22 protein-coding genes are annotated in these 24,795 nt (G+C 30.0%); 18 read left to right on the top strand and 4 right to left on the bottom strand.

The annotated features are described in order from the left end of the window. Nucleotides 1-49 precede the first annotated feature (49 nt). The 3 genes from HYG85_RS05075 (at nt 50) to HYG85_RS05065 (ending at nt 3,941) form a co-directional block, all read left to right on the top strand. A complete protein-coding gene (locus HYG85_RS05075; protein WP_212692570.1) occupies nt 50-2,149 on the top strand; it encodes a glutamine synthetase III family protein in 2,100 nt (699 codons plus the stop codon). Between the two features lie 229 nt (nt 2,150-2,378). Next, nucleotides 2,379-3,344, top strand: coding sequence for a PfkB family carbohydrate kinase (locus HYG85_RS05070; protein WP_113671930.1), 966 nt, complete (start codon nt 2,379-2,381; stop codon nt 3,342-3,344). 315 nt (nt 3,345-3,659) lie between these two features. Further along, nucleotides 3,660-3,941 (top strand): DUF6514 family protein, encoded by a 282-nt coding sequence (locus HYG85_RS05065; protein ID WP_212692569.1) that lies wholly within the window; start codon nt 3,660-3,662, stop codon nt 3,939-3,941. 71 nt (nt 3,942-4,012) lie between these two features. Here HYG85_RS05065 and HYG85_RS05060 read toward each other — a convergent pair whose 3' ends face one another. Continuing rightward, nucleotides 4,013-4,807 (bottom strand): helix-turn-helix domain-containing protein, encoded by a 795-nt coding sequence (locus HYG85_RS05060; protein WP_212692568.1) that lies wholly within the window; start codon nt 4,805-4,807, stop codon nt 4,013-4,015. A 152-nt stretch (nt 4,808-4,959) separates the two neighbouring features. Here HYG85_RS05060 and HYG85_RS05055 point away from each other — a divergent pair, with 152 nt between their 5' ends. The 5 genes from HYG85_RS05055 (at nt 4,960) to rbr (ending at nt 10,224) form a co-directional block, all read left to right on the top strand. Further along, nucleotides 4,960-7,200 carry a glycoside hydrolase family 3 C-terminal domain-containing protein gene (locus tag HYG85_RS05055; RefSeq protein ID WP_212692567.1) on the top strand — a complete coding sequence of 747 codons (2,241 nt, stop codon included), beginning with the start codon at nt 4,960-4,962 and terminating at the stop codon, nt 7,198-7,200. 169 nt (nt 7,201-7,369) lie between these two features. Continuing rightward, complete coding sequence (locus HYG85_RS05050) at nt 7,370-8,374, top strand: lipoate--protein ligase (protein ID WP_212692566.1); 1,005 nt, start codon at nt 7,370-7,372, stop codon at nt 8,372-8,374. 31 nt (nt 8,375-8,405) lie between these two features. Next, nucleotides 8,406-9,077 carry a YigZ family protein gene (locus tag HYG85_RS05045; RefSeq protein ID WP_212692565.1) on the top strand — a complete coding sequence of 224 codons (672 nt, stop codon included), beginning with the start codon at nt 8,406-8,408 and terminating at the stop codon, nt 9,075-9,077. A gap of 142 nt (nt 9,078-9,219) precedes the next feature. After that, nucleotides 9,220-9,603, top strand: a complete 384-nt coding sequence (locus HYG85_RS05040; protein ID WP_212692564.1) for a desulfoferrodoxin — start codon at nt 9,220-9,222, stop codon at nt 9,601-9,603. Between the two features lie 30 nt (nt 9,604-9,633). Beyond that, nucleotides 9,634-10,224 carry a rubrerythrin gene (gene rbr, locus HYG85_RS05035; protein ID WP_456300829.1) on the top strand — a complete coding sequence of 197 codons (591 nt, stop codon included), beginning with the start codon at nt 9,634-9,636 and terminating at the stop codon, nt 10,222-10,224. 98 nt (nt 10,225-10,322) lie between these two features. On the opposite strand, the gene HYG85_RS05030 is transcribed toward rbr, so the two are convergent. Further along, on the bottom strand, nt 10,323-11,612 hold the full coding sequence (locus HYG85_RS05030; RefSeq protein WP_212692562.1) for an alkaline phosphatase family protein: 1,290 nt from the start codon (nt 11,610-11,612) through the stop codon (nt 10,323-10,325). Between the two features lie 591 nt (nt 11,613-12,203). Between HYG85_RS05030 and HYG85_RS05025 the strand changes: the two genes are divergently transcribed. The 10 genes from HYG85_RS05025 to HYG85_RS04980 all read left to right on the top strand — a co-directional run bounded on the left by HYG85_RS05025 (nt 12,204) and on the right by HYG85_RS04980 (nt 22,041). Further along, a complete protein-coding gene (locus HYG85_RS05025; protein ID WP_212692561.1) occupies nt 12,204-13,457 on the top strand; it encodes an MFS transporter in 1,254 nt (417 codons plus the stop codon). A gap of 160 nt (nt 13,458-13,617) precedes the next feature. Beyond that, the gene (locus tag HYG85_RS05020) at nt 13,618-14,196 is read left to right on the top strand and encodes a biotin transporter BioY (RefSeq protein WP_212692560.1); all 579 of its coding nucleotides are present in this window, start codon (nt 13,618-13,620) and stop codon (nt 14,194-14,196) included. 88 nt (nt 14,197-14,284) lie between these two features. Next, nucleotides 14,285-15,112 carry an aldo/keto reductase gene (locus tag HYG85_RS05015; RefSeq protein WP_330619226.1) on the top strand — a complete coding sequence of 276 codons (828 nt, stop codon included), beginning with the start codon at nt 14,285-14,287 and terminating at the stop codon, nt 15,110-15,112. A 230-nt stretch (nt 15,113-15,342) separates the two neighbouring features. Continuing rightward, on the top strand, nt 15,343-15,573 hold the full coding sequence (locus tag HYG85_RS24335; RefSeq protein ID WP_244971281.1) for a hypothetical protein: 231 nt from the start codon (nt 15,343-15,345) through the stop codon (nt 15,571-15,573). Nucleotides 15,574-15,669: 96 nt separating this feature from the next. Continuing rightward, the gene (locus HYG85_RS05005; RefSeq protein ID WP_212692559.1) at nt 15,670-17,145 is read left to right on the top strand and encodes a spore germination protein; all 1,476 of its coding nucleotides are present in this window, start codon (nt 15,670-15,672) and stop codon (nt 17,143-17,145) included. 17 nt (nt 17,146-17,162) lie between these two features. Continuing rightward, complete coding sequence (locus HYG85_RS05000; protein ID WP_212692558.1) at nt 17,163-18,332, top strand: Ger(x)C family spore germination protein; 1,170 nt, start codon at nt 17,163-17,165, stop codon at nt 18,330-18,332. Nucleotides 18,333-18,553: 221 nt separating this feature from the next. Next, complete coding sequence (locus HYG85_RS04995) at nt 18,554-19,681, top strand: GerAB/ArcD/ProY family transporter (RefSeq protein WP_212692557.1); 1,128 nt, start codon at nt 18,554-18,556, stop codon at nt 19,679-19,681. A gap of 36 nt (nt 19,682-19,717) precedes the next feature. Next, nucleotides 19,718-19,972 (top strand): DUF6870 family protein, encoded by a 255-nt coding sequence (locus HYG85_RS04990; RefSeq protein ID WP_212692556.1) that lies wholly within the window; start codon nt 19,718-19,720, stop codon nt 19,970-19,972. 36 nt (nt 19,973-20,008) lie between these two features. Further along, complete coding sequence (locus tag HYG85_RS04985; RefSeq protein WP_212692555.1) at nt 20,009-21,649, top strand: recombinase family protein; 1,641 nt, start codon at nt 20,009-20,011, stop codon at nt 21,647-21,649. Between the two features lie 11 nt (nt 21,650-21,660). Further along, nucleotides 21,661-22,041: a polysaccharide deacetylase family protein gene (locus HYG85_RS04980; RefSeq protein ID WP_212692554.1), complete on the top strand. Its 381-nt coding sequence runs from the start codon at nt 21,661-21,663 to the stop codon at nt 22,039-22,041. 11 nt (nt 22,042-22,052) lie between these two features. Here HYG85_RS04980 and HYG85_RS04975 read toward each other — a convergent pair whose 3' ends face one another. Next, nucleotides 22,053-23,555, bottom strand: coding sequence for a recombinase family protein (locus HYG85_RS04975; RefSeq protein ID WP_212692553.1), 1,503 nt, complete (start codon nt 23,553-23,555; stop codon nt 22,053-22,055). A 116-nt stretch (nt 23,556-23,671) separates the two neighbouring features. Beyond that, nucleotides 23,672-24,790 carry a hypothetical protein gene (locus HYG85_RS04970; protein WP_212692552.1) on the bottom strand — a complete coding sequence of 373 codons (1,119 nt, stop codon included), beginning with the start codon at nt 24,788-24,790 and terminating at the stop codon, nt 23,672-23,674. Nucleotides 24,791-24,795 lie beyond the last annotated feature (5 nt).

Raw genomic sequence — 24,795 nt, 5'->3', positions numbered from 1 at the left:
AATGAAAATATAAAAATAAAAATTTGATTAGGATTTAGGAGGACATAGTATGAGTATCAACGATTTATTCGGAACAAATGTATTTAGTGATGCAGTTATGAAAGAAAGACTTCCAAAAGAAACATATAAATCACTTAAAAGAACAATAGAGATGGGAGAGCCACTAGAGAAGACAACAGCCGAAGTAATTGCAAACGCTATGAAAGATTGGGCTATCGAAAAAGGAGCAACTCATTATACACACTGGTTCCAGCCTATGACAGGAAAGACAGCAGAAAAGCATGACTCTTTTATATCATTGACTCCTGACGGAAGAGCAACTATGGAGTTCTCTGGTAAAGAATTGATTCAAGGAGAGCCTGATGCTTCATCATTCCCTAATGGAGGACTTAGAGCTACATTTGAAGCTAGAGGATATACAGCTTGGGACCCAACATCACCAGCTTTCCTAAAAGAAGATTCAGCAGGTGTAACATTATGTATACCAACTGCTTTCTATTCTTATACTGGTGAAGCTCTTGACAAAAAAACACCATTACTTCGTTCAATGGAATCTATTTCAAAACAAGCAATGCGTGTATTAAAATTATTCGGAGAAACAAGTTCTAAGAAAGTAATAACTACAGTTGGAGCAGAACAAGAGTATTTCTTAGTAGATAAAAAATATTATCAAGCTAGAAAAGATTTAATATTCACTGGAAGAACATTATTTGGTGCAATGCCTCCAAAAGGTCAAGAATTGGATGACCATTATTTTGGAAGTATAAAAGAAAGAATTGCCAATTTTATGAGAGAGTTGGATGTTGAACTATGGAAGCTAGGGGTATCTGCTAAGACAAAGCATAATGAAGTAGCTCCAGCTCAATTCGAAGTAGCACCAATATTCTCAACAACAAATATTGCAACAGACCATAACCAATTAATGATGGAAATCATTCAAAAGGTTGCAATGAGACATGATCTAGTATGTCTACTACATGAAAAACCATTTGCTGGAGTTAATGGTTCTGGTAAGCATAACAACTGGTCATTAGCTACTGATGATGGTATTAACTTATTGAACCCAGGAAAAACACCTGAAGAAAATGCAAGATTCTTGCTTTTCCTATCAATAATTATTGCAGCAGTTGACGAATATGCTCCATTACTAAGATTATCAGCAGCTAACCCTGGTAATGATCATAGATTAGGAGCTAATGAAGCTCCACCAGCTATAATTTCAGTATTCTTAGGGGATAAATTAACTAGTATAATCAATCAAATTGAAGCTGGAGACCTTAATATAGAAAAACAAGTAGAATTACTTGAAGTAGGTGTTTCTACACTTCCAAAACTTCCAAAAGATTCTACTGATAGAAATAGAACATCACCATTCGCATTCACTGGTAATAGATTCGAGTTCAGAATGTGTCCTTCATCAGCATCAATAGCTGGACCTAACATTGTTCTTAATACAATTGTTTCTGAATATCTTAGAAGAGTTGCTGATGAATTAGAGAAAGCTGATGATTTCAATGAATCTCTTAAAAAAGTTATGGTAAGATTAATAAAAGATCATAAGAAAATCATATTTGATGGTGATGGTTATTCTGATGATTGGATTAAAGAAGCAGCAAGAAGAGGACTTCCTAATCTATCATCAACAGTTGAAGCTTATACTTATTTTGATAAACCAGAAGCTGTTGAATTATTTGAAAGACATGGTGTCTTTACAAAAGGAGAAATAGTTTCTCGTAAAGAAATCGTATTTGAAGAATATGCAAAAATAATTAATATAGAGGGACTTACAATGTCTCAAATGGTTAAAAAGCAGATTATTCCTGCATGTATTAATTACATGACTGATGTTGCTGAATCTATCAGCAAGATTAAGGGTGTATGTCCTTCAGTGGATGTATCTGTACAAGAAGAACTTGTTAATAAGATTTCAAAACTGTTATTCGATGTTAGAGTCAAAGTTGCTGATCTCAATAAAGCAATTGAAGAAGCTAAGGGAATTAGTAATATTGAAAGTATGGCATTCGCTTATAGAGAAAAAGTATTCCCAGCTATGGCAGAGTTAAGAAAACCATGTGATGAACTTGAAAAAATAGTTTCAGAAGAAGCATGGCCATACCCAACATATGATGAACTATTGTTTAGAGTTTAGTTCTATCATATACACATAATTACGGTTATAATATACTCCTTAATGTAAATATATTATACTAGGCTAACCATGAAGAAAGCTGTTTACAGCAATCTTCATGGTTTTTCTAATATCTATTACAATTAAGAAATATATAACATCTAATTATTTAACATTTGTCTATAACCTGAAGGTCTGTTATAATATTAAATAATCTATAAGATTAAACATATTGTTGAGGTGGAATAAAATGATTGTTACTATAGCACTTAATCCTTCAATTAACAAATTAGCTGTTATTGATGGGTTAGAAGTGGATGGTGAAAACAAAGTACAGGATTATCGTATAAGCCTTGGAGAGAGCCCGATATATACAGCGTATATAATAAAGTTACTTCAGGGAGAACCATATGTATTAGGATTTTTAGGCGGAATGGGCGGAAGGTTCATTCATAATGTAATGCAGAAAAACAGAATAAAATCTGATTTTGTATTTAACATGGGTGAAAGTAAATCTATTTATAGAATTGTTGATTCAGTAAACGGAACACAAACTACATTATTGGATGACAATATGTTAGTAGATGAAAGAGATGAGAAAAACCTTAAACATAAGCTTCAAAATAGAATAAAAGATGCTAAAATAATGGTTTTAGGTGGAGATATGCCAAGAGGTACAGATTTTAACCTGATTGAAGACATAAGTTCAGTAGCCAAGAAACATGATATTAAGGTCATTACTGCATTAGAAGGGCAAAATCTACGTAAGTCGTTAAATCTTAAACCATATGCATTGAAGATAAGTGATAAAAACATTTCCGATCTGGTTAACGTAGATACTTTAACCTATGACAAGTACTATGTAATAAAAGAGTTGTACGATATACTTATATCAAATAAGATTCATTATATGTTATATGATTCTAATGAGGGTCTATATGTACTCTCAAAAAATAAGATCTGCAAAGTTATACTTAGTGAAACTCCAGAAATATCTGACGGTATTGGTGCAAGTGATTCAATGGTTGGAGCGTTTGCTGTTTCTATAGAGAGAAAATATGAGCAGGAAAAGATGGCTAAACTGGTTATGGCAAGCAGTATTGCTGTAAAAAGTTCAAAATATCCTACTATATGCAATAGAAAGGATATAGATTATTATAATAATAAGGTAAAAATTGTTGAAATAATGAATAGGAAGAGGGGTTTTATAGAATAAAACATATTACATTAAATATGATAATAAAAATATCGCAGTAATATCATATATATGACGGTATTATACAGAGATGCTAAGAGGTAATGAAATGATACGTCGAAAAGAGTGATTTTCTACATTGATTTGCGATATGTTTATATAGAATACCTACTTTAAGTAATATATAATGATGATAAGGCATGAAACTACAATATGTATTGTGATAGAAAAAAATAGGTACTACATATTGTGGAAATATTAATGATATTTCTAGAAAGCTAGGGGATAGTTTGGACATGTCTATTAGATTTTATTACAGAAAGCGGGGATGTTATTATGAAAAAATACCTGGAAGGAACAAGACAAGTTATAACTGAGAATAATCTAATTATTAACCTAGAGTATTATTTAGTTGAATCTACATACTACGAAAAAGATGAAACGAAAGTTGCATATGGTGTTGAAATACTTAAGAGAGATAATTTTAATTATTTAGAATCGGATATTGTTTCTAAGGTAACTGACAGTAAAGATAAGATTATAAACATAATTAATAAGCTCATAGCTAATATAGTAACCCCTGTGGGTATGGTTTGTGTGGTTGATGAATTATTTTAATTTAATATAGAAGTGGCTGTCCCGAGATACAACGTAAAATATATTATCCGACAGCCACTTTTCTATATGATTCAATCAGGTTTTATGTGATTTTGTTTGAAGGTATTAGGAGTCATTCCGCTAATTTGTTTGAATATCTTACTGAAATGGCTCTGAGTCGTGTAACCTAATCGGGTAGATATCTCCACTAATGATAGGTTAGTGAACAGAAGCAGATGTTTAGCTTTTTTTATTCTGTTAATATGAATATATTTGGTAAAACTAATTCCAATTTCCTTTTTAAAGGTTCTGGATAAATAACTGCTGTTAGCATTAACATGATCTGCAACATCAGTCAAAGTAAAGTTGGTACAAAGATTATCATTAATATATTTAATCACTTCTTTGGTTAAGGGAGAGTAATTATTCTTATTGGAAGATAGACTATTCTTTATCTGAGTCATGAAATCAAGTATCATTATAGCATTAAGATTAAGTAAAGATTCTTCATCACGTAGAGATTCTACTTTATTAATATACAGGTCACTAAGGAAATACGCATAATTTTCTTCTAAGCCAGTTTCAATAGCCATTCTAGTTATAAGTGCACAACTGCATATCATATTGTTCTTCAAAGACCTTATTGAGTTGTTTTCACATAATACTGAAGAAGGATAATTACTATACTCATATCCAACTTTTTCTAACTCGTCTATATTACCAGTAATAATTGCTTGGTAAAGTCGTTTTTCCAATTCATAAGGGTAATGGGAATGGTTGATAGAATCATTTTTTGATTCTTGGTATAAATATTCCTCTTTCTTGGACATATCGGTTATTTTGAGTGAGTTGAAAATCTGACTGAAATCCATATTGCCTATAAACACAAAATCCCTCCCAAAAGTAAAATATACGAAAAAAATAGTAAATAAAATGATATACAGTGGATAGATAAATCTTTACAATATAATCAATAACATTAATACAATTATATCAGATTGAGAGGTAAATAAGTAGATAAAATTAAGGAGGAGATAGTATGCAGGAAAAGATTAATAAGCTTCTATCAGAGTTGACATTAGAAGAGAAAGCTTCTTTATGTTCAGGTAAGGATTTTTGGACTACCGAGCCAATTGAAAGGTTAGATATTCCTTCAATCATGGTTACTGATGGACCTCATGGATTAAGAAAACAAGCTGGTGATTCAGACCATCTTGGAGTTAATACCTCAGTACCATCAACTTGTTTTCCTTCTGGTGTAGGATTAGCATCATCATGGGATAGAGATTTAGTAGAAAAAGTCGGGGTAGCATTAGGTGAAGAAACACAAACAGAAAATGTATCAGTCCTATTAGGCCCAGCAGTAAATATTAAGCGGTCACCTCTATGTGGGAGAAATTTTGAATATTTTTCAGAAGACCCATATTTATCAACTCAAATAGCTAAACATCATATATTAGGTGTTCAGAGTCAAGGAGTAGGAACATCTATAAAACACTTTGCTGCCAACAATCAAGAATACAAGAGAATGAGCGTTGATACTTTAGTTGATGAAAGAACCTTAAGAGAAATATATCTTGCTAGTTTTGAAACTGCCATCAAAGAAGCAAAACCATGGACTGTCATGTGTGCCTATAATAAATTAAATGGAACTTATTGTGCTGACAACTACAAACTGTTGACGGAAGTTCTTAGAGATGACTGGGGTTATGAAGGTTTGGTAATCTCAGACTGGGGAGCAGAAGATGATAGAGTAGAAGGAATCAAAGCTGGTATGGACCTAGAAATGCCAGGTAATGGAGGACTCAATGATAAAAAAATCGTTGAAGCAGTCAAAAAGGGTATTCTAGATGAAAAAGACCTAGATAAAGTTGTAAGAAGAATATTGGAACTAGTTTTTAAAGGAATAGAGAATGCAAGGGATATGAATTATGACAAAAAAGAACATGATTCATTAGCTAGGAAAGTTGCATCAGAATGTATGGTACTTCTTAAAAATAATGATAAAGTACTTCCATTGGATAAAGATAAAAAAGTTGCTGTAGTTGGTGAACTAGCAAATAACCCAAGATATCAAGGTGGTGGAAGTTCACATATAAACCCTACGTTTTTACACAATGCATTAGAAGAAATGGAGAAGCTTGGTACAGTTAATTTTGCAAAAGGATATGATGCTAATGTTGACGATCCTAGCCAGAAATTAGAAAATGAAGCAATAAGCTTAGCAAAAGAAAGTGAAGTGGTTATAGTATTTGCAGGTCTTCCGGATAGATATGAATCAGAAGGATACGATAGAAAACATATGCAAATGCCTGAAAACCAAGTTCATCTAATTGAAGAACTAAGTAAAGCTAATGAGAATATAGTAGTAGTATTGTTTAATGGTTCTCCTATAGAAATGTCTTGGATAAATAGTGTAAAAGCAGTATTAGAAGGATATCTAGGAGGGCAAGCAGGGGGAGGAGCTGTCGCTGATATTTTATATGGCAAGGTTAACCCTTCAGGCAAATTAGCTGAAACATTCCCAATTAGGTTGAATCATAATCCATCATCATTGAATTATCCAGGAAAAGAGAACAAAGTCTCCTATAACGAAGGATTATTTGTAGGATACAGATATTATGATGCCAAAGATATGGATACTCTATTTCCATTTGGACATGGACTTAGTTATACTATTTTTGAATATATTGATATTGAAATGAACAAAGATGAAATAGAAGACTCAGAAAATGTGGAAGTTACTGTAACAGTTAAAAATACTGGGGATACAGCTGGAAAAGAAGTTGTTCAATTATATGTAAGAGATATTGAATCATCAGTTATAAGACCAGTAAAAGAGTTAAAGGATTTTGCTAAGGTAGAACTAGTACCAGGTGAAGAAAAGAAAGTGAAATTCATATTGAATAAACGTTCTTTTGCTTACTATAACGTAGACATTAAAGACTGGCATGTGGAAACAGGTGAATTCCAAATATTAGCAGGTTCTTCAGTAGTCAATCTACCTCTTAAAGCAAATATTAGAGTCAATTCAACTAGAAAAATTAAAAAGTTATTTAATAGAAATTCAACATTCGTAGAAATAGCAGGTCATCCTGTAGGTGCAATGATAGTAAAACAGATTACTGAGAATATGAAACAAATGTTCAATGATTCAGATATATTTAATGAAAATGCATTGGAGGAGATGGCGGCAACTAATACTCTCAGATCACTTATAACATTTGGTGCCATGAACGAAGAAGAATTACAGAATCTAATCAATCAATTGAATGCCTAGTATTAATATGAAATGCAGGTCGGTCATTAGGATCGGCCTGTTTTTTTGTTTGAAATAATAGTCAATAACAAGTATAATCATATTATATAAAAACAAGATTTTAGTTAGAAGAAACTCATTTTAATACATATACAAATATAATAAATATTTATTCTTATAGGAGGTATTTATGAAACAAGCAAAAGTTGTAATAAGTACAAGCTTAGACCCATGGAAGAATTTATCTATTGAAGAATATTTGGTTAGGAATCTTGAGGAAGATCAATGTGTTTTATATTTATGGAAAAATGATAAGACTGTAGTTGTAGGTAAAAACCAAAACCCATGGAGGGAATGTAATATATCGCTTTTGGAAGACGAAGGAGTCAAATTATCAAGAAGGATAACTGGCGGAGGAGCCGTTTATCATGGACTTGGAAATCTTAATTTTTCATTTGTGATAAATAAATCTGATTATGACTTGGAAAGACAGCTAAAAGTAATATTGAATATGTGTGAAAAGTTAGGTATCCATGGTAAGCTTACTGGGCGCAATGATTTAACTGTAGATGATAAGAAATTTTCTGGTAATGCATTTTATCATGGCAAGAAGGTTTCGTTGCATCATGGTACTCTACTTATTAATGAAAACATGAGTAATCTAGCAAGATATCTAAATGTTTCTAAAGAAAAAATAAGTTCAAAAGGTGTAAAATCAGTTAAGTCAAGAGTTACCAATTTAGCAAGTTTCTATGAAGGTCTAAGTACTGAGATTGTTAGTGATATGTGTATAAAGAGTTTCGCAGATGAATATGCACATGGAAGTGATGGAATAATTATTGAGAAAGATCCTGAGTGGTTCAATAATGAAGATATCAATGGATTATATGAAAAGAATGCTTCATGGGATTGGAGATATGGCAAAGCAGCCAAATTCCAAGTGCTATTGGAAACCAGATTTAATTGGGGAGAAATACAGATTCATATAAATACTAAAAATGCTATAATAGATGAAGTAGCCATATATTCAGACTGCTTAGATCAAGATTTTATTGGGTTGTTACCTGATATGTTTATACAAGAGAAATATAATTCATCAATCATAGCACATAAGTTAAGAAATAATAAGTTATCCCAAGGAAGACAAAAAATGTTGGAAGATATTGCTGATTGGATAGAAAACAAGAAGTTTTAGTAATAAATAAGAAGTATAAGGATGATATCGTATGGTAGAAAAATATTTGACTATATTTGAAGATAATGAAGCTGAATTAGTGGAGAAAAAATCTCGATTCATAGCTACAATAAAACATGTAGAAACAGAAGAAGAAATAAAAGATTTTTTAGAGGGAATACGTAAAAAATATTGGAATGCAACTCATAATGTATTTGCTTACACCATAGGACTTAAACAACCGTTAGAACGATGTAGTGATGATGGGGAGCCTAGTGGTACTGCTGGTATGCCTATTCTAGAAGTAATAAGAGGTAGCAAATTACATAATGTAATAGTTGTTGTAACTAGATATTTTGGAGGGACTTTACTTGGTACAGGTGGGCTTGTAAGAGCTTATGGAGGTTGTGCTAAGTTGGGAATAGAATCATCCAATGTAGAAGAGAATATATTATATTATTTAATTGATGTTAAAGTAGATTATACTTTATCAGGTAAAGTACAATATGAAATATTACAGAATGATTATATCATTAATGATACTGGGTATCTTGATCAAGTATGTTATTCAGTATTAGTTGAATATAACAAGAAAGAATCATTCTTGAATAAGATGGTTGATATAACTAGTGGAGCAGCTGATATTGTTAATAAAGGAATACATTACGGAACAGGTACTAATGATAAAATTAGATTAAGAAAAGTAGATCTGCCAGAAAAATAGACCATATTAAACATTTGAGATGTTAATATATAGTGGTTCATAATTCTAAAAGGATTATCAATTGAGATATAGAATATATCTAATAAGGTGTAATTTTTTTTATACTCTATAATAATTAATTTTAACAAAAGGAGGAAATAGAATGACAAAAAAACTAGAAATCTATAAATGTCCACATTGTGGAAACATTGTTGAGGTTTTTGTAGGAAATGGCGCGCCAATAGTATGTTGTGGTGAAAAAATGCAATTATTAGAAGAACAGACAGCTGATACTTCTAAAGAGAAACATGTACCATTTATTGAAGAGATAGAGAACGGTTATAAAGTTAGAATTGGAGAAAATCAAGCTCATCCAATGACTGAAAAACATCATATAATGTGGATAGAATTAGTTGCAGACTCTCATATATATAGAAAAGAATTAACTCCTGATGACGAACCAGAAGCCACATTCATAGTACCAAAAACAGATAATGTTTTTGCAAGAGAATATTGTAATATCCATGGATTATGGAGAAAAAATTAAGATATAGATAAACAAATTGAATACGGAGGAATTGTAATGAAATCATTAAAGGGAACAAGAACAGCTGAGAATCTTTTAAAAGCTTTTGCTGGCGAATCACAAGCAAGAAACAGATATACTTTCTATGCATCAATTGCTAAAAAAGAAGGATATGTACAAATATCCAATATATTTTATGAAACAGCAGACAATGAGAAAGAACATGCAAAGAGATTTTTTAAGTTTCTGAAACAAGATTATAAACATGAAGCAATTGAAATAACTGCAGGTTTTCCTATTACTCTTGGAGATACAAAAGATAATCTGTTAGCTGCTGCCAATGGAGAAAATGAAGAATGGTCTGATTTATACCCAGCATTTGCAGAAGTAGCAAGAGAAGAAGGATTTGAAAATATTGCAGTTGTATTTGAGAAGATTGGTTCTGTAGAGAAGCATCATGAAGAAAGATATAGAAAATTATTAAGTAATATTGGAGACGGCAGTGTTTTCAAAAAAGAAGAAAAAACTTTATGGAAATGCGATAATTGTGGCTATATACACGAAGGAGATAGCGCACCTCAGGTATGTCCAGCATGTGCACATCCACAATCATATTTTGAACTTTTATGTGATAATTTTTAATAGTGATAAATAGAGCATACTAGTATTATTATGAGCTGTTCATATATATCACAAAAGTATTCTAATGGATATTTTTGTATAAATTATGGCAGCTCTTTTTAGTGTTTTAAAAGAGAATCCAAACATTTACCATCAATATTTTTCATAGGTATATTCATTATCTTAGCTATGGTTGGCGCTACATCAACTAGTGTAGCTTGTGGTATATATGTGTTATTGATGTTATTACCTTTGGCAAAAAGAAGTGTTCTCATATTAGGATGAGTAGGTAAAAATCCATGGTCAGCTATATGGGGTCTTGATAATTTGGTTCTAGGGATTATTAATTGATTGCATATGTGATTATTGAAGACATAGCCATCCTTAGCTTCTAGAACAAACTGAAAACTATTATCTAGGTGGAATAATCTATTAGTTTCTTCACTTGTATATACTTTCTTTATTCCACTTTCTGGATTAGATTGTAATTCTAATAATTGAGCATAAACCTTTTTGTATAATTGTTTATCTCCTTCATTTTTGATACATATCTGTGCAGAACCACCACATGCGTTACAGAATGCTTTCCAAGATATGATTCTATTTCTATCATTTGTTATTATCAGTTTGTTTTCTTTGAAAAAAGAATTCATACATATATAATATTTGTAATTATTCATACCATGATCACCTAATATTATGAAGTCTGTTTGATCATATATATTAGCCTTTTTAGTAGAGTTAATAAGTCCTTCTATACGAGAATCCATAGTATTTAATATACATTGGATTTTAGTTGCGCTAGTACCAAGTCTATGCATAGTGTAATCCAACTGAGTGAAATGAATGAATAATAGATTTGGCTGTTTTTTTAAGATCAGATAGTTGGAAATATCATCAGCTATGTTATCCAAGGTGGGTTGAGCTGAACAACTTAATTTTGCATTTTTTAATGCAGGAATAATAAGATTTCTACTACTGTTTTTTATATAATTACTTATAAAACAACCTGGTTCTATAGGCCATAATTCGGGCATGTTATATGTTATTGTAGCACCAGCCATTACTGGCCATAATATAGAAGCACATGTATATCCCTGTTTCTTTGCATAGTCAAATATAGTTGGAACTTTTATGGATTTTTCATACCAATACCATTCTGGTTTCTTATATCTCTCTGGCTGACATTTTTTATTGGATACAATACCATGTTTATTGGGATATGTACCGGTTATTATGGAAGTGTGGCAGGGATATGTTAAGCTAGGATATATACTATACATATTTCTTACATAAGAGCCTTCTGAGATGTATGATTTAAAAGTAGGCAAGTCTTTTATATAATTAAAATCGAGAGCATTTAATGCATCGATACTAATGACTATGATATGCTTATTATATTTGTTCATTGTATTGCTCCTGTTTTGTTATTATATTATACAACTATGCTCATATTTGTAAATTTGTGTTAATTATAGTTATAAATAGTATATCCATATATGGTAATCTTTATAGATGGTATAAATAGTTCTTGACAATGGTATGTATATCATTATATAATTTTATAAGAAATTTGTTTAAGAAAGGAAGGTTGTTTTATGATAATTAAATTACATATCACATCAAATAAAACAGTAAATACCCAATTACAATCTAAGAAATATAAAACAACCTGTGTTAGTGATAAATAATAGTTAAATATTATAAGTGAATCTTATATAATTATAGTTAGCTAGTCACAGGTATATATAACTGTGGCTATTATTATGCCTTATTATGAGAAAGGTATAATAACTTGTATGTAATATTGATTTGTCAATGAGTAAATCTATAATATTACGACTATAATTATGCATACCTTGTATAGATATATAGCCATGGAACGTAAGTTACGTTAACATGGCTTTTTTATATTGTAGAAAAGGTGAATTATTGAAAAGTGGATTTATTTGTAATGCTTCTATTAAAAAATTAATACAGACAAAAGGAGAACTAGGATTATGCAGAGGTTAATGAAATTAATAGAACCATATCGAGGATTAAAAAGAGAAATATATATTATATTTATCGCAAAAACTGTCAATGCAATGGGAGCGTTTGTCTTTCCATTTCTAACATTATTATTAAACAATAAAATAGGTTTATCAGAAAGTGAAACAGGAACTTTTATAGCCATTAGCGGGTTGTTATTTATACCCTCAAGTTTAATTGGAGGAAAGCTATCGGATATCATAGGGAGAAAGAAGCTTATAGTTATTTTTGAGACATTAGGCATATTATGCTATGGTGCTTGTTGCTTTATACAGCCTACCATGTTAATGGCTTATTTGCTATTATTATCCGGAATATTATTTGGTATAGCTGGACCAGCTCATGATGCAATGACTGCTGATTTAACTACTCCGGAAGAGAGAGAAGGGGCATATTCACTTAACTATTTAGGGTTTAACTTTGGCTATGCTATAGCTATGCTATTTGCAGGAACTTTATTTGAATATAATCTAAAACTGTTTTTTCTATTAGATGTTGTAACTGGTTTAATTGGAATAACACTTATAGGATTATTTGTTAGTGAGACTCTACATAATAGTAGTAAAGAGATATCACAAGATCGTGAATTAGAAAAGAAAGAAGAAGGATCTATACTGGACGTATTATTCTCTAGACCAATATTAATCGCATTTGCATTAGCACTTTTTGGTTATAGATTCGTATATTCTCAATGGTCCTTCATGTTGCCATTACATGCAAAAGATAATTTTCCCGCTGATGGAGCAGCTTTGTATGGTGCTTTAGGGACTTTTAACGCAATTATTGTTGTTGTATTAACACCTGTGCTGACTTCATTATTTAGTAAAAAAACTAATGTAAAAAGAGTATTCTATGCAGGTATATTATTTACTATAGGATTTGGTATGTTAGGGTTTATTTCAACGAGAGTAGCATTCTTCACTTCAGTGTTTATATTTACTCTAGGAGAAATACTTGAAGCTATAAGTGTAATGCCGTTTATTATGAATCATACTCCTGCTACTCATAGAGGAAGGATGAGTTCAGTTTTACCTATAACTATGGGATTAGGTTTTACAGTAGGACCACTAATAATGGGACATGTTCTTGAAGCAACGAGTTTTTCTATTGCTTGGAAGATATGTGCTTTGATTGTAGGTGTATCCACATTGTGGATGATAAGAATAAACAAGAATGAGATTAAAAGCAGAGTAGATGAAGAAGAAGCTGTTGTTGCTAATTGATTATAGAATTGATAGATATATAAATAAAAAGTGCAAAGGATGAATAAGGTATTCTTTGCATTTTTTGTCGAGGCATTGTTAACCTCTATACCTTTGTAGTTGACAATAGGGGTTAACAAATGTATAATACAATTAATCAAATTAACGAGGAGATAAAATTATGAAATTACAACTTAGAGAAATGATTATGATTGGTATTTTTGCAGCGTTAATGGTAGTTGGAGCTAAGTTAAGTATACCTACACCTTTTGGTGTGCCTTTAACATTTCAACTGTTTTTCAGTATTTATGCAGGGCTTTTATTAGGAGCTAAAGCAGGTTTTTTATCTCAATTAATATACATACTCTTAGGTCTTGTAGGACTTCCCGTATTTACTATGGGAGGGGGAATAGCTTATATTTTCAACCCTACTTTTGGTTATATTATAGGATTTGCTGTTGCTCCATTGATAGTAGGTGCATTATTGAACAATAAAAAGAATATTAATTTTATTAAAGTTTTAGGTATATCTATAGTTGGATTTGCAGCAATTTATATCATTGGTAATGTGTATCTTTATTTTATAAAAGATTTATATCTTAATAAACCAGCTTCACTAGTCGGTATTTTTAAATCAATGATACCTTTTATGGTAAAAGATTTTATTCTAGTTATTATAGCTGCTTATTCTTCAACCATTATAATTCCTATTCTAAGAAAGTCTGGAGTTATGAATGGAGTCTGCAAAAACAATATTTAAATAGCTTTAATTTTTATACTAATATATGGTAGCTATTATTGACAACATATAGTACAATATATTTAACTTAAATTAGGAGGTTATATATATGATGAAAAAGTTGATTTTGAATAATGGTGTGGAAATACCACAATTAGGATTTGGTACATTTCGTGCTAAAGATGATGAAGCTTACCAAAATGTAAAATGTGCTCTTGAAAATGGCTATCGTCATATTGATACTGCAGTAGCTTATGGTAATGAAGAAAGTGTTGGAAGAGCTATTAAAGATAGTGGAATAGATAGAGGCGACATTTTTGTTACAACAAAACTTTGGAATGATGACCAAGGTTATGAAGAAACAAAAGCGGCTTTTACAGATTCTTTAAATAAATTACAACTTGATTATGTTGATTTATATCTTATACATTGGCCAAAAGGTTATGATAAAGCTCGTGCTTCATGGCGTGCTATGGAAGAGTTATATGAGGAAGGTAAGATTCGTGCTATAGGTGTTTCTAATTTCAATATTCATCATTTGGATGATTTATTAAAAACAGCTAGAATTATGCCAGTAGTAAACCAAGTTGAATGTCATGTCGGTCTACAAAATCGTGTTCTTCAAGATTACTGCAAGAAGTTTGGTATTTATCTAGAAGCCTATGCGCCTTTGATGAGCAGTAATATAGGTGAATTATTAAATAATGAACATATGATTGAAATTGCCAAGAAATATGGTAAAACTGTTCCTCAAGTTGCTATCAGATTCTTGTTGGAAAGAAATATAATTCCTTTACCAAAATCTTCTACACCAGAACGTATTGCATCAAATAAAGATGTATTTGATTTTACACTTACTAAGGAAGATATGGATATTATAGCTACTTTGAATAATGGAAGAAAGTTATTTCCAGAGCCTGATAATATTAATTTTTAGTAGGAATAGTAGTATTTTTTTAGGAAGATAGTTTAAGGTTTTACCTAGACAAATATAAGAGACCTGTAGATGACATTTTATTGTGGAATGTTTATCTATGGGTTTTTATTTTTATGGTTGTTTATTAGATATTAGTAGCATGAAAGTTATTTAGGAATCATTTTATTAATTTTTTATATAATCTTGGAATAGAATATAATAAAGATTTTATAGAAGTGTGATGGAGGATTATGAATAGAACACGTCTAAATACAAAGGTTTTGATTAAAGTTATAGGTGTATTGTTAATTATATTGGCAATAATGATGCTTAGTAATGTTTTGATTGAAAAAACAATAGCTACGTTATCAACGAGTAAGAAGCAATTGCCTATTTATTGTGTTGATACGGATGAGAAGAAGGTTGCAATAAGTTTTGATGCAGCGTGGGCTGATGTCATTTATAGACACAAACAGAGATAGTATAATTAAATAGAATAAGTATATTATTTTTGGTAAAAATAAGAAGTATTAATTATGGAAGATATTTCACCAATAATAATAGAGGTGTTCTTATTAATGGATAAAAAGATATTTAGAGAATCAAGTCTTACAGGAGTTTTGAAAAAAGATATTAAGCGTTACCAAGATATTTTTAAGGATGATGAAACTTTTGAATTTCGATTTATTGATAATCAAGATTGTAGTATTAGATGTGGTATTGTTTATTTAAGTCCTCTTATAGATAAAAATATAATAAACAATAATTTGATTTCACCAATAATGAAAAGTGATATAGAAAAGAATATAAAAAATGAAGATATAATTGATTTTATTAAATATAAGATAATAAACATCCTCACTGTAAAGAAAACATCAGATGAACAAACGATTATACTAAATATATTACAAGGTAATACTGTTATATTTCTTAATGGTATTCTAGAAGCATTAGTAGTAGATACAAAAGGTGGACAAGTAAGAGATATTAAAGAACCAGAGGGAGAAAGCGTTATTAGAGGATCCAGAGAAGGGTTCAATGAATCTCTAGAAACGAATATATCATTGATAAGGAGAAAAATAATATCTTCACAGTTGAAATTTAGTTATAGGGAAGTAGGAAATGTAACTAAAACCAAAATCTGTATTTGTTATTTAGATAATATAGTATCTAAACAAATACTTGAAGAATTGAATAAAAGATTATCTACTATAAAAATAGATGGTGTTCTTGAATCAGGCTATATCGAAGAATTAATAAGAGACCACTCAAAATTACCTTTTAACACAGTAGGCAATACAGAAAAACCTGATGTGGTAGCAGCAAAATTGTTAGAAGGCAGGATAGCCATTCTGTGTGATGGTACCCCTTTTGTATTAACTATACCTTTTTTGTTTCTGGAAAATATTCAAAATGTAGAAGACTATAATAATAATTATATCTATGGTTCATTCAATAGGCTTATCAGGATTTTAGGGTTTTTTCTTGCTACTTCAGTACCAGCTATTTACTTAGCTGTATTAACGTATCATCAAGAAATGGTACCTACTCAATTATTATTAAGTATTGCAGCTTCTAGAGAATCAGTACCATTACCTATCTTTATCGAAGCAGTTATTATGTTATTGATATTTGATATTTTAAAAGAGGCATCTACGAGAATGCCTAAGACACTAGGGCAAACTGTTAGTATAATTGGAGCATTAGTATTAGGAGAGGCGGCAGTGCAGGCTAAAATTGTAAGTCCATCAATGGTAATTATTGTTGCTACAACTGGGATTTGTAGTTATCTATTACCTAAAATATTTATGCCAATATTAATATTGAGATATATTTTTATGATAGCAGCTTCTGTAATAGGGTTATATGGGTATTTATTTGCAGCTATTTGTGTTTCTTTTTATCTAACATCAATGAAATCCTTTGGAGTTAATTATATGTCAAAATTCATTAAAATAGACAAAAAATCTCTGTATGATACTAGTATTAGGTACCCCTTTTGGTACATGCAAAAAAAAGATAAATTTAATATTAAAAATCTATTGAATAAATAAGAAAGAAGAATAAGTAAATGAAGAAACTTAAAAAAATATTCCTTATACTTATTATTGTAACAAATACTAATATTTTAACAGGATGTTGGAATTATAAAGAGACTAATGATATGGGGATAGTTGCAGGTGTAGCAATAGATAAAGACAAGCATAACAATAAATATATACTTACAACAGAAATTATAAGTTTTACATCTGAAGGTGGTGGAAATACTATAACTTCTGATATTTATATTACCGAAGGGGTAACACCATTTGATTCGGTTAGAGATATTTTAATACAAAAAAGTGAAAAGCCATATTGGACTCATACAAAGATTATTATTTTCAGTAAGGATATTGCAGAGGATGATATAGTATCTATTGTTGATTATTTGTATAGAGATGCAGAAATAAGAGGTGATATTAAGTTCCTCATTTCCAAAGAAGATACAGCAGGAGAAATATTGAATATTAAGACTAAAAAAGATAACGATATTATATCCTTCAGTATTAATCAAGCGATAGAATTTCAGAAGAGTGTAGCAAAATATCCAGTGATAACAATGTGGGAATTTATAACTTCTTTAGGAACAGATGGTTCTTCACCTATAGTTACATCTATTGATAAGGAATTACTAAATGGAAAAGAAAGATTTAGAGTATTTGGGGGATACGCTTTCAAGGGAGATAAATTAGTAGGTTGGTTAAATAGTAATGAGTGCAAAAGCGCTTTATGGGTAACCAACAAAATTAAAGGTGGATTAGTACAGGTAGAAGGTGTAGTAAATGGTAATAAATATAAAAATGATTTGGAAATATTCAAAAGCAAAACCAAAATTAAGCCAATCATTAAAGATAATAAAGTAGCTTTAAATATTAATGTTGATATAGATGTTGGAATAGCTGCTATAAATGGAGATATCAATTTTATGCAAAAAGACAATATGAAGATATTACAGAAAGATGGAGAACAGTATGTGAAAAAATCTATAGAGTGTATTATTAATAAGGCACAAAATATATTTAAAAGTGATATTTTTGGATTTTCTGATATTATACAAAGAGAAATGCCAAAGGAATGGAAAAAAATTAAACCCTATTGGAGTTCTATTTTTCAGAGTCTAGATACTAATGTAAATGTGAAAATTAATATAAATAATGCTGCCTTGAACTCTGAAATTATTAAGGTGGGAGAATCGAAATGAATACATTTTTAGTTAGTATCTATATATTGGTTACATTATTTGAAAGTATTTATTTATATAGAAATAATAAAAAAAAGGAATTAAATCTTTATTTACCAACAATGATAGTGTCAGTCATATTAATAATTTTAATAATGAATAAAATAGAAATTCCCAGCCCAACCAAGATGATTGAAAGTTTGATAAATATTATATAATTCTTAAGTCTCAGGAGAGGATATATGAATAAGGATACTGTAACTACAAAACAAGCTGTAAGTCTAATTATACTAACTTTCTTAAGCAGTTCAATTGTTGCTTTTCCAGGAATAAATGCAGGGAAAGATGCATGGATAGTTAAAATCATAGCTGTACTTATAGCATTAATATTCACATTTATATATGAACAGTTAATGCACATTTTCCCCAAGAAAAATCTGTATGAAATACTTATTGAAGTGTTTGGAAAAGTAATAGGGAATATAGTTATCATGTTATATACGATTTATTTTTTTATTTTAGGTTCTTTGGTGTTAAGGAGATTTGGGGATATGGTTAATGTAGTATCTATACCAGAAACACCTATGATATTACCTGTATTTTTGATGCTTTTAGTTTGTATATTAATATCAAAATACGGTGTTGAGATTATAGGAAGATGGTCTGAAACTACAATGCTTTTGTTTGCAGGTGCATTAAGTCTAATAATCATATTTTTGGTAAAAGATATGCGAATTAATAATCTAAGACCTGTACTATTTAATGGTATAAAACCAGTTTTAAAAGAAATTCCCTTGGCTTTTGCTTTTCCTTATGGCGAAGTTGTTCTTTTTACTACAATATTTACTAACATAAAAGGAAAAGGTAAATCTAAGATATATACTATTGGGATACTTATATCAGGTTTTTTGGGGGTAATATTATACTTAACTACCTTATTAGTTATAGGAGAGACTCTAGCTAAACAAGCATATTTCCCAATTCTTACTACGGTTAGTCACATTAATGTAGGGAAGTTTATTCAAAGAATAGATATTATAGCCCCGTTGTTATTTATTTTAGGAGGGGTAATAAAGGTAAGTATATGTATTATAGCAACAAGTAAAGGGATTGCAAAAATATTTAGTTATAAAACTTATGATTTCATAATAGCTCCTGTTGCACTTATGATGTTTAATGTTTTTATTATAAATTTTAAAAGCATTTTTGAAGCTACAAAATGGATTGATTATATATTTCCTGTTTATTCTTTACCATTTCAAGTTATTATTCCAATATTACTGTATATAATTGCATTAGTAAGAAAAAAATTAGCCGATAATAGAGGGGACAAAAAGGCTGATGATAATGTATTAGAGTATGATTCTTAGAATATAATTAAGTAAGATAAAATATGAGGTTGTTGGATGAGTCAAAGAGAAAAATCACCACCAGCAAAAGATGATTTTAATACTAAAGATGTTATTGACATAGATACTGTTACAATTAATAAAGAATTACCTATAAAACAACGAAACATGGAATATTTAAAGCAGATAAAAAACCCTGATAGATATATTTATCATAATAGATTGGTCATAAAAAAATATAATCAATCAGGAGTGAAATTTAAAAAAGCATTAGAGAATATAATCAAATTAAAAGTTGAGAAATCATATTGAGAATAATATTTTGATATTGGATAGGGAGGCGTGTAATTGGGTAGGAAAGGTAAATATAATAATATTTGTACACCTGCCAAAGATGAATGGAAAGTAGGGCTATATGTAAGACTTTCAAGAGAGGATGATGATAAAAAAGATGAGAGTAATAGTATTACTAATCAAAAATTATTATTAGAAAAATTCATGGAAGCTGATGAAGAATTTAAGCTTATTAAAATATATCAAGACGATGGAAAAACAGGGACAAATTTTAATCGTGAAGGTTTTCAACAGATGATGACAGATATTAGAGCAGGAAAGATCAATTGTGTTATTGTTAAAGATAGTTCAAGATTAGCAAGAGACTATGCGGGAGCTGGAGACCTAGTTGAGAAACAGTTAAAAGAATTAGGTGTCCGTTTTATTGCTGTTAATGATGGTATTGATACTTTTGGTGAAAACAATTATAGTAATGACATGATGCCTTTTAGATTTGTTTTTAATGAAATGTATGCAGCTGATATTTCTAAGAAGGTACGTTCATCATTAGATATAAAAAGAAGAAAAGGCGAATTTATTGGAGCTTTTGCACCTTATGGATATATAAAAGATCCAGGAGAAAAAAACAAATTGCTAATTGATGATAAAGCAGCTAAAGTAATTAGAAAAATATTTAATTTTTATATACAAGGATACAACCAATTAACTATAGCAAAAATGTTAAATGAACAAGGAATTCCATGTCCAAGCGAATATAAAAAAAGAAAAGGGTTAAAGTATAAAAATTGTAATCGATTAAAAGCCACTGTATATTGGACCTATTCAACTATTCATAGGATATTAAATAATGAGGTATATATTGGTCATATGGTTCAAAAGAAATCAGAAAAAATAAGTTTTAAGATTGATAAAAGGATAACCAAACCAGAAGAAGAACAGATTATCGTATATAATACTCATGAACCTATCATTGATTTACATACATGGGAAAAGACACAAATCAAATTAACCAAAGATACTAGAATATCAAATAAAAACAAACAAATATCACTATTTGCAGGATTTCTAAAATGTAATGATTGTGGTAGAGCAATGCATAGGAAAAAAGGTAAGAAAGGTAAGTATTATTATGTTTGTGGTACATATAAAACATATGGGAAAAAGCAATGCAGTAGCCATATGATAAAGGAAGATGAACTAATAGAAATATTATTGAAGGATATTCAAAGAGAATTGGTACTTGAGCTTATGAAGGAAGAAATTATTGAACTAATTAATCAAAACTCATATATTTGTACAAAAAATGAAAGAGGTCAAATATACCTTAATAAATTAGAAAATATAAGGGAAAAGTATTCAAAAAGGATTTTAGAAGCTTATGAAGATTTTAAAGAAGAACTTTTGACTAAAGATCAATATTTATCTATAAAAGATAAATATGATAAGTTGGAATTTGAAATTGATCAGGAGATTATACAAATTAAAGAAAAGATAAAGTATAGTAAAGATAATGAAGTGATTAATAATATATGGTTAGAACAATTAAAAGAAGGTAAAATATCAGAATTAAATAGAGAAGTATTAGAAGAATTGTTAGATGAGATTGTTGTTTATGAAGATGGAACAATAGAAATTCATTATTATTATAGTAGTATAATGCAAGATATTATTAAAGAACAAACAGGGGGGATTTGAGTCTATAAATATTGTCACGGTGGGGGAATGATGATACTGATAATTTATTAGAGATACTAGAAGAATATGATATTAAAACTACATTTTTTTTGGTTGGTATGTGGGTAGAGAAATATCCAGATGATGTTAAAAGGATATTAGATGCTGGTCATGATATTGGCAATCATTCAAATACTCATCCTCATATGACTCAATTATCAAAAGAAGGTATTAAAGACGAACTGATGAAAGCACATGAAAAGGTTAAGAATTTGACAGGATATGAAATGGAATTGTTTAGACCACCTTTTGGAGATTATGATGATAAGTTGGTGGAGACAGCTAGAGAGTGTGGGTATTATACAATACAATGGGATGTTGAATCGTGCGTTACAAAAGTAAAGGGGCTGTAAGCCCCTATTTATCAGTATTTCCAAGATATTTTAATTTCATCATTAGTGATGAAAACTTTATCAATTATTTTCTTAGTAATTACTTTCTTTTCTTCTAGGTCAAGGGTATCCCATACAGCAATCTTCTTCGATATCTCAAATAATGAATTAGATAAGTGCTCATTGATAGTATTTTCTTCAATGGTCTTTAATAAATCCGTTTTCATGGAATCCAACTCTGATATTTTCTTATTAATATAATCCATAACCACATCATTAGATAGAGCAAGTTTTTCAATTAATTGGTTGATCTGATTATCTATATCAATCACTTGCAGTTTAAATTGATTTACTTCAATATTATTAACATTATCACTAGCTTTAATAGTAACTGGGTCCATATCTGAGAATCTATCAATAATCTCTGTCTCTACATATTTTTCAATCTCATCAACATAATATGTCTTATGATCTGCAGTACATACTTTGTAATTAGTTTTACCTCTACAGTTGAGATATCTTATATCTTTGTACTTAGATACTGTCATAGCATAATTACAATAACCACATTTTACTAGACCACTTAACCAAGAATATTTACCTTTTCCAGTATTCTTAAGCTGCTTATTCTTATCAAGCCTATATTGACATGCTAACCAAGTATGGCTGCTAATAAAACCTTTATGTAAGCCGATTGATAACACATGATTCTTAAAATCAGTATATTTGGCAGCGCTACGATCCCTTTTACCGTATAGGTAACAGCCATTAGTACCAATAAATTCAGATATATCATTACTTATCTTACAACCTCTATTTTGAAAATAAGAATAAACATCAGCATCAGCCATGACATAAACAGGGTTACGAAGTATTCTCTGGATTTTCTGTCCTTCCCAGTTAACACCGCTAGGGGATTTATGACCCTCTTGATTCAATAGTGTAGCAAGTTTACCTAGTGATATATCGGTAGTAGAGTAGAGGTCAAACATCTTAATTAAAACATTATGTTCATCAGGATTAGGTTTTAGAATTGAAGTCTTAACACCATCTATAGTAATCTTTTCTTTTATACATCCATAAGGGGTTTTACCACCCATAAAAAAGCCTTTCTTTCCTCGGGCATAGTAGTTGTCCTTAATACGTCTCTGGATAGTCTCACGCTCTAATTGAGCGAATACCATAGTAATATTAAGCATAGCATTACCCATAGGAGTACTAGTATCAAATTTCTCAGTAGCACTAGTGAACTCCACGTGATTTTTCTTGAATAGTTCAATGATCTTAGCAAAGTCTAAGATAGAACGACTGATACGATCTAATTTGTAAACAATCACTTTGGAGATATCTTCACGCTTGATATCTTTTAGCATTTGTTCAAATTGGGGGCGGTTAGTGTTGCTGCCACTGAAACCTCTATCGCTATACACCTTGTACTTTTCTGTAGTAAATTCTTTTTTACAGAAATCTATTTGACTTTCTATGGAAATACTATCTTTCTTATCTATGGATTGACGAGCGTATATTGCTATCATTGGGTATCACCTCATAAATTACTTATGATAATATTATAAATGAAAAAAACGATTAAGACAATTAAAAAAGTAACCCAAATTGAGAGGTTACTTTTATAGCTTATATTAATCCTGATTTATTTATATTGGTTTAGATCCTCAAATCGTAAATCATAATATTTTTGAGCTACATTAGGATATCTAAGTCTAAAGGAATCTGCATACCTCTTAGCAGAACAAGGTCTAGGTGTTTTAGCTAATTCCTGATTACGGTCAACAAAATTATTAAAAGACATTTTCTTGAAAATATTAGGTTGATTACACCATCTACCTAAGTTTATATACATTCCCCGATATGGACTAGTTTTATATCTTTCATATCTCATTATATATGGAAGACAACCAAATTGCATCAAAATTTTAATACGTTCAAATGTATTAATAATATCGCTTACCCAGAAGGTTTCATCGTATGTATTAGTACTATCAAAACTACACAGTACATATAGTTTAGTCGTTTTATTAATATGTTTTCTCCATAGTTTAAGTTTTGATTGAATCAATTCTTTATCTTGGATATGGTCAAAAGCAAAGATAAAATCTCCTTTATATTTGAGTGTTTTTAATCTTTTAGCTTTTTCATCAGTCATTAATCTTATATCCAGTCCTTGACGAAATTGAAAATATTTTCCTGTAGCTTCTAATTCATCAAATACTTCATGCCATTTATTATATCCCATAATATTATCATCCCATAGATAAATATATTTTCTATTTTTATCTAGGAATTCTGTTAAAGGTGAATGCCTAAAAACATGATTATATTTTTTATTAACACAGAAGTCACATTTGCGAAAACATCCTCTAGTTGTAAAACCAATAGAATAGTCAACATAATCTGAATAGGTATTAGGTTTTGCACCTTGCGCTACTTTTGCAGCAATATATGGATCATATAACTGGTAATCTGGCATATGGTGTTCTATATCTTGGGGGAGATTTTCACCACCATCTTCAAAAAAACCAGTTCCTCCATATTCGATATCTGGAAACTGTCTATAATCTAAAGGAACATCTGTAAAAGAAAATACTTTAGACATATATATTTTTTCATAATTATACACATCATTATAGTTTAAAAGTAAACTAGTATCGTGTCCCATTTCTTTCATGTATCCACTTATTTTCATTAATGCAAGATTTGGATGACGAGTGCCATTATCTAGTAAATCTGCATCAATTATTCCGATATTCATAATGT

It is taken from the genome of Vallitalea guaymasensis, assembly GCF_018141425.1.
In the GTDB taxonomy this organism is placed as follows: domain Bacteria; phylum Bacillota; class Clostridia; order Lachnospirales; family Vallitaleaceae; genus Vallitalea; species Vallitalea guaymasensis.
This window is presented reverse-complemented; position numbering and strand designations above follow the sequence as displayed.

Excerpts from the sequence above, each read along its gene's own strand:
- HYG85_RS05075 (WP_212692570.1), top strand. The coding sequence starts at position 50 with ATGAGTATCAACGATTTATTCGGAACAAATGTATTTAGTGATGCAGTT.
- HYG85_RS05070 (WP_113671930.1), top strand. The coding sequence starts at position 2,379 with ATGATTGTTACTATAGCACTTAATCCTTCAATTAACAAATTAGCTGTT.
- HYG85_RS05065 (WP_212692569.1), top strand. The coding sequence starts at position 3,660 with ATGAAAAAATACCTGGAAGGAACAAGACAAGTTATAACTGAGAATAAT.
- HYG85_RS05055 (WP_212692567.1), top strand. The coding sequence starts at position 4,960 with ATGCAGGAAAAGATTAATAAGCTTCTATCAGAGTTGACATTAGAAGAG.
- HYG85_RS05050 (WP_212692566.1), top strand. The coding sequence starts at position 7,370 with ATGAAACAAGCAAAAGTTGTAATAAGTACAAGCTTAGACCCATGGAAG.
- HYG85_RS05045 (WP_212692565.1), top strand. The coding sequence starts at position 8,406 with ATGGTAGAAAAATATTTGACTATATTTGAAGATAATGAAGCTGAATTA.
- HYG85_RS05040 (WP_212692564.1), top strand. The coding sequence starts at position 9,220 with ATGACAAAAAAACTAGAAATCTATAAATGTCCACATTGTGGAAACATT.
- HYG85_RS05030 (WP_212692562.1), bottom strand. The coding sequence starts at position 11,612 with ATGAACAAATATAATAAGCATATCATAGTCATTAGTATCGATGCATTA.
- HYG85_RS05025 (WP_212692561.1), top strand. The coding sequence starts at position 12,204 with ATGCAGAGGTTAATGAAATTAATAGAACCATATCGAGGATTAAAAAGA.
- HYG85_RS05020 (WP_212692560.1), top strand. The coding sequence starts at position 13,618 with ATGAAATTACAACTTAGAGAAATGATTATGATTGGTATTTTTGCAGCG.
- HYG85_RS05015 (WP_330619226.1), top strand. The coding sequence starts at position 14,285 with ATGATGAAAAAGTTGATTTTGAATAATGGTGTGGAAATACCACAATTA.
- HYG85_RS24335 (WP_244971281.1), top strand. The coding sequence starts at position 15,343 with ATGAATAGAACACGTCTAAATACAAAGGTTTTGATTAAAGTTATAGGT.
- HYG85_RS05005 (WP_212692559.1), top strand. The coding sequence starts at position 15,670 with ATGGATAAAAAGATATTTAGAGAATCAAGTCTTACAGGAGTTTTGAAA.
- HYG85_RS05000 (WP_212692558.1), top strand. The coding sequence starts at position 17,163 with ATGAAGAAACTTAAAAAAATATTCCTTATACTTATTATTGTAACAAAT.
- HYG85_RS04995 (WP_212692557.1), top strand. The coding sequence starts at position 18,554 with ATGAATAAGGATACTGTAACTACAAAACAAGCTGTAAGTCTAATTATA.
- HYG85_RS04990 (WP_212692556.1), top strand. The coding sequence starts at position 19,718 with ATGAGTCAAAGAGAAAAATCACCACCAGCAAAAGATGATTTTAATACT.
- HYG85_RS04975 (WP_212692553.1), bottom strand. The coding sequence starts at position 23,555 with ATGATAGCAATATACGCTCGTCAATCCATAGATAAGAAAGATAGTATT.
- HYG85_RS04970 (WP_212692552.1), bottom strand. The coding sequence starts at position 24,790 with ATGAATATCGGAATAATTGATGCAGATTTACTAGATAATGGCACTCGT.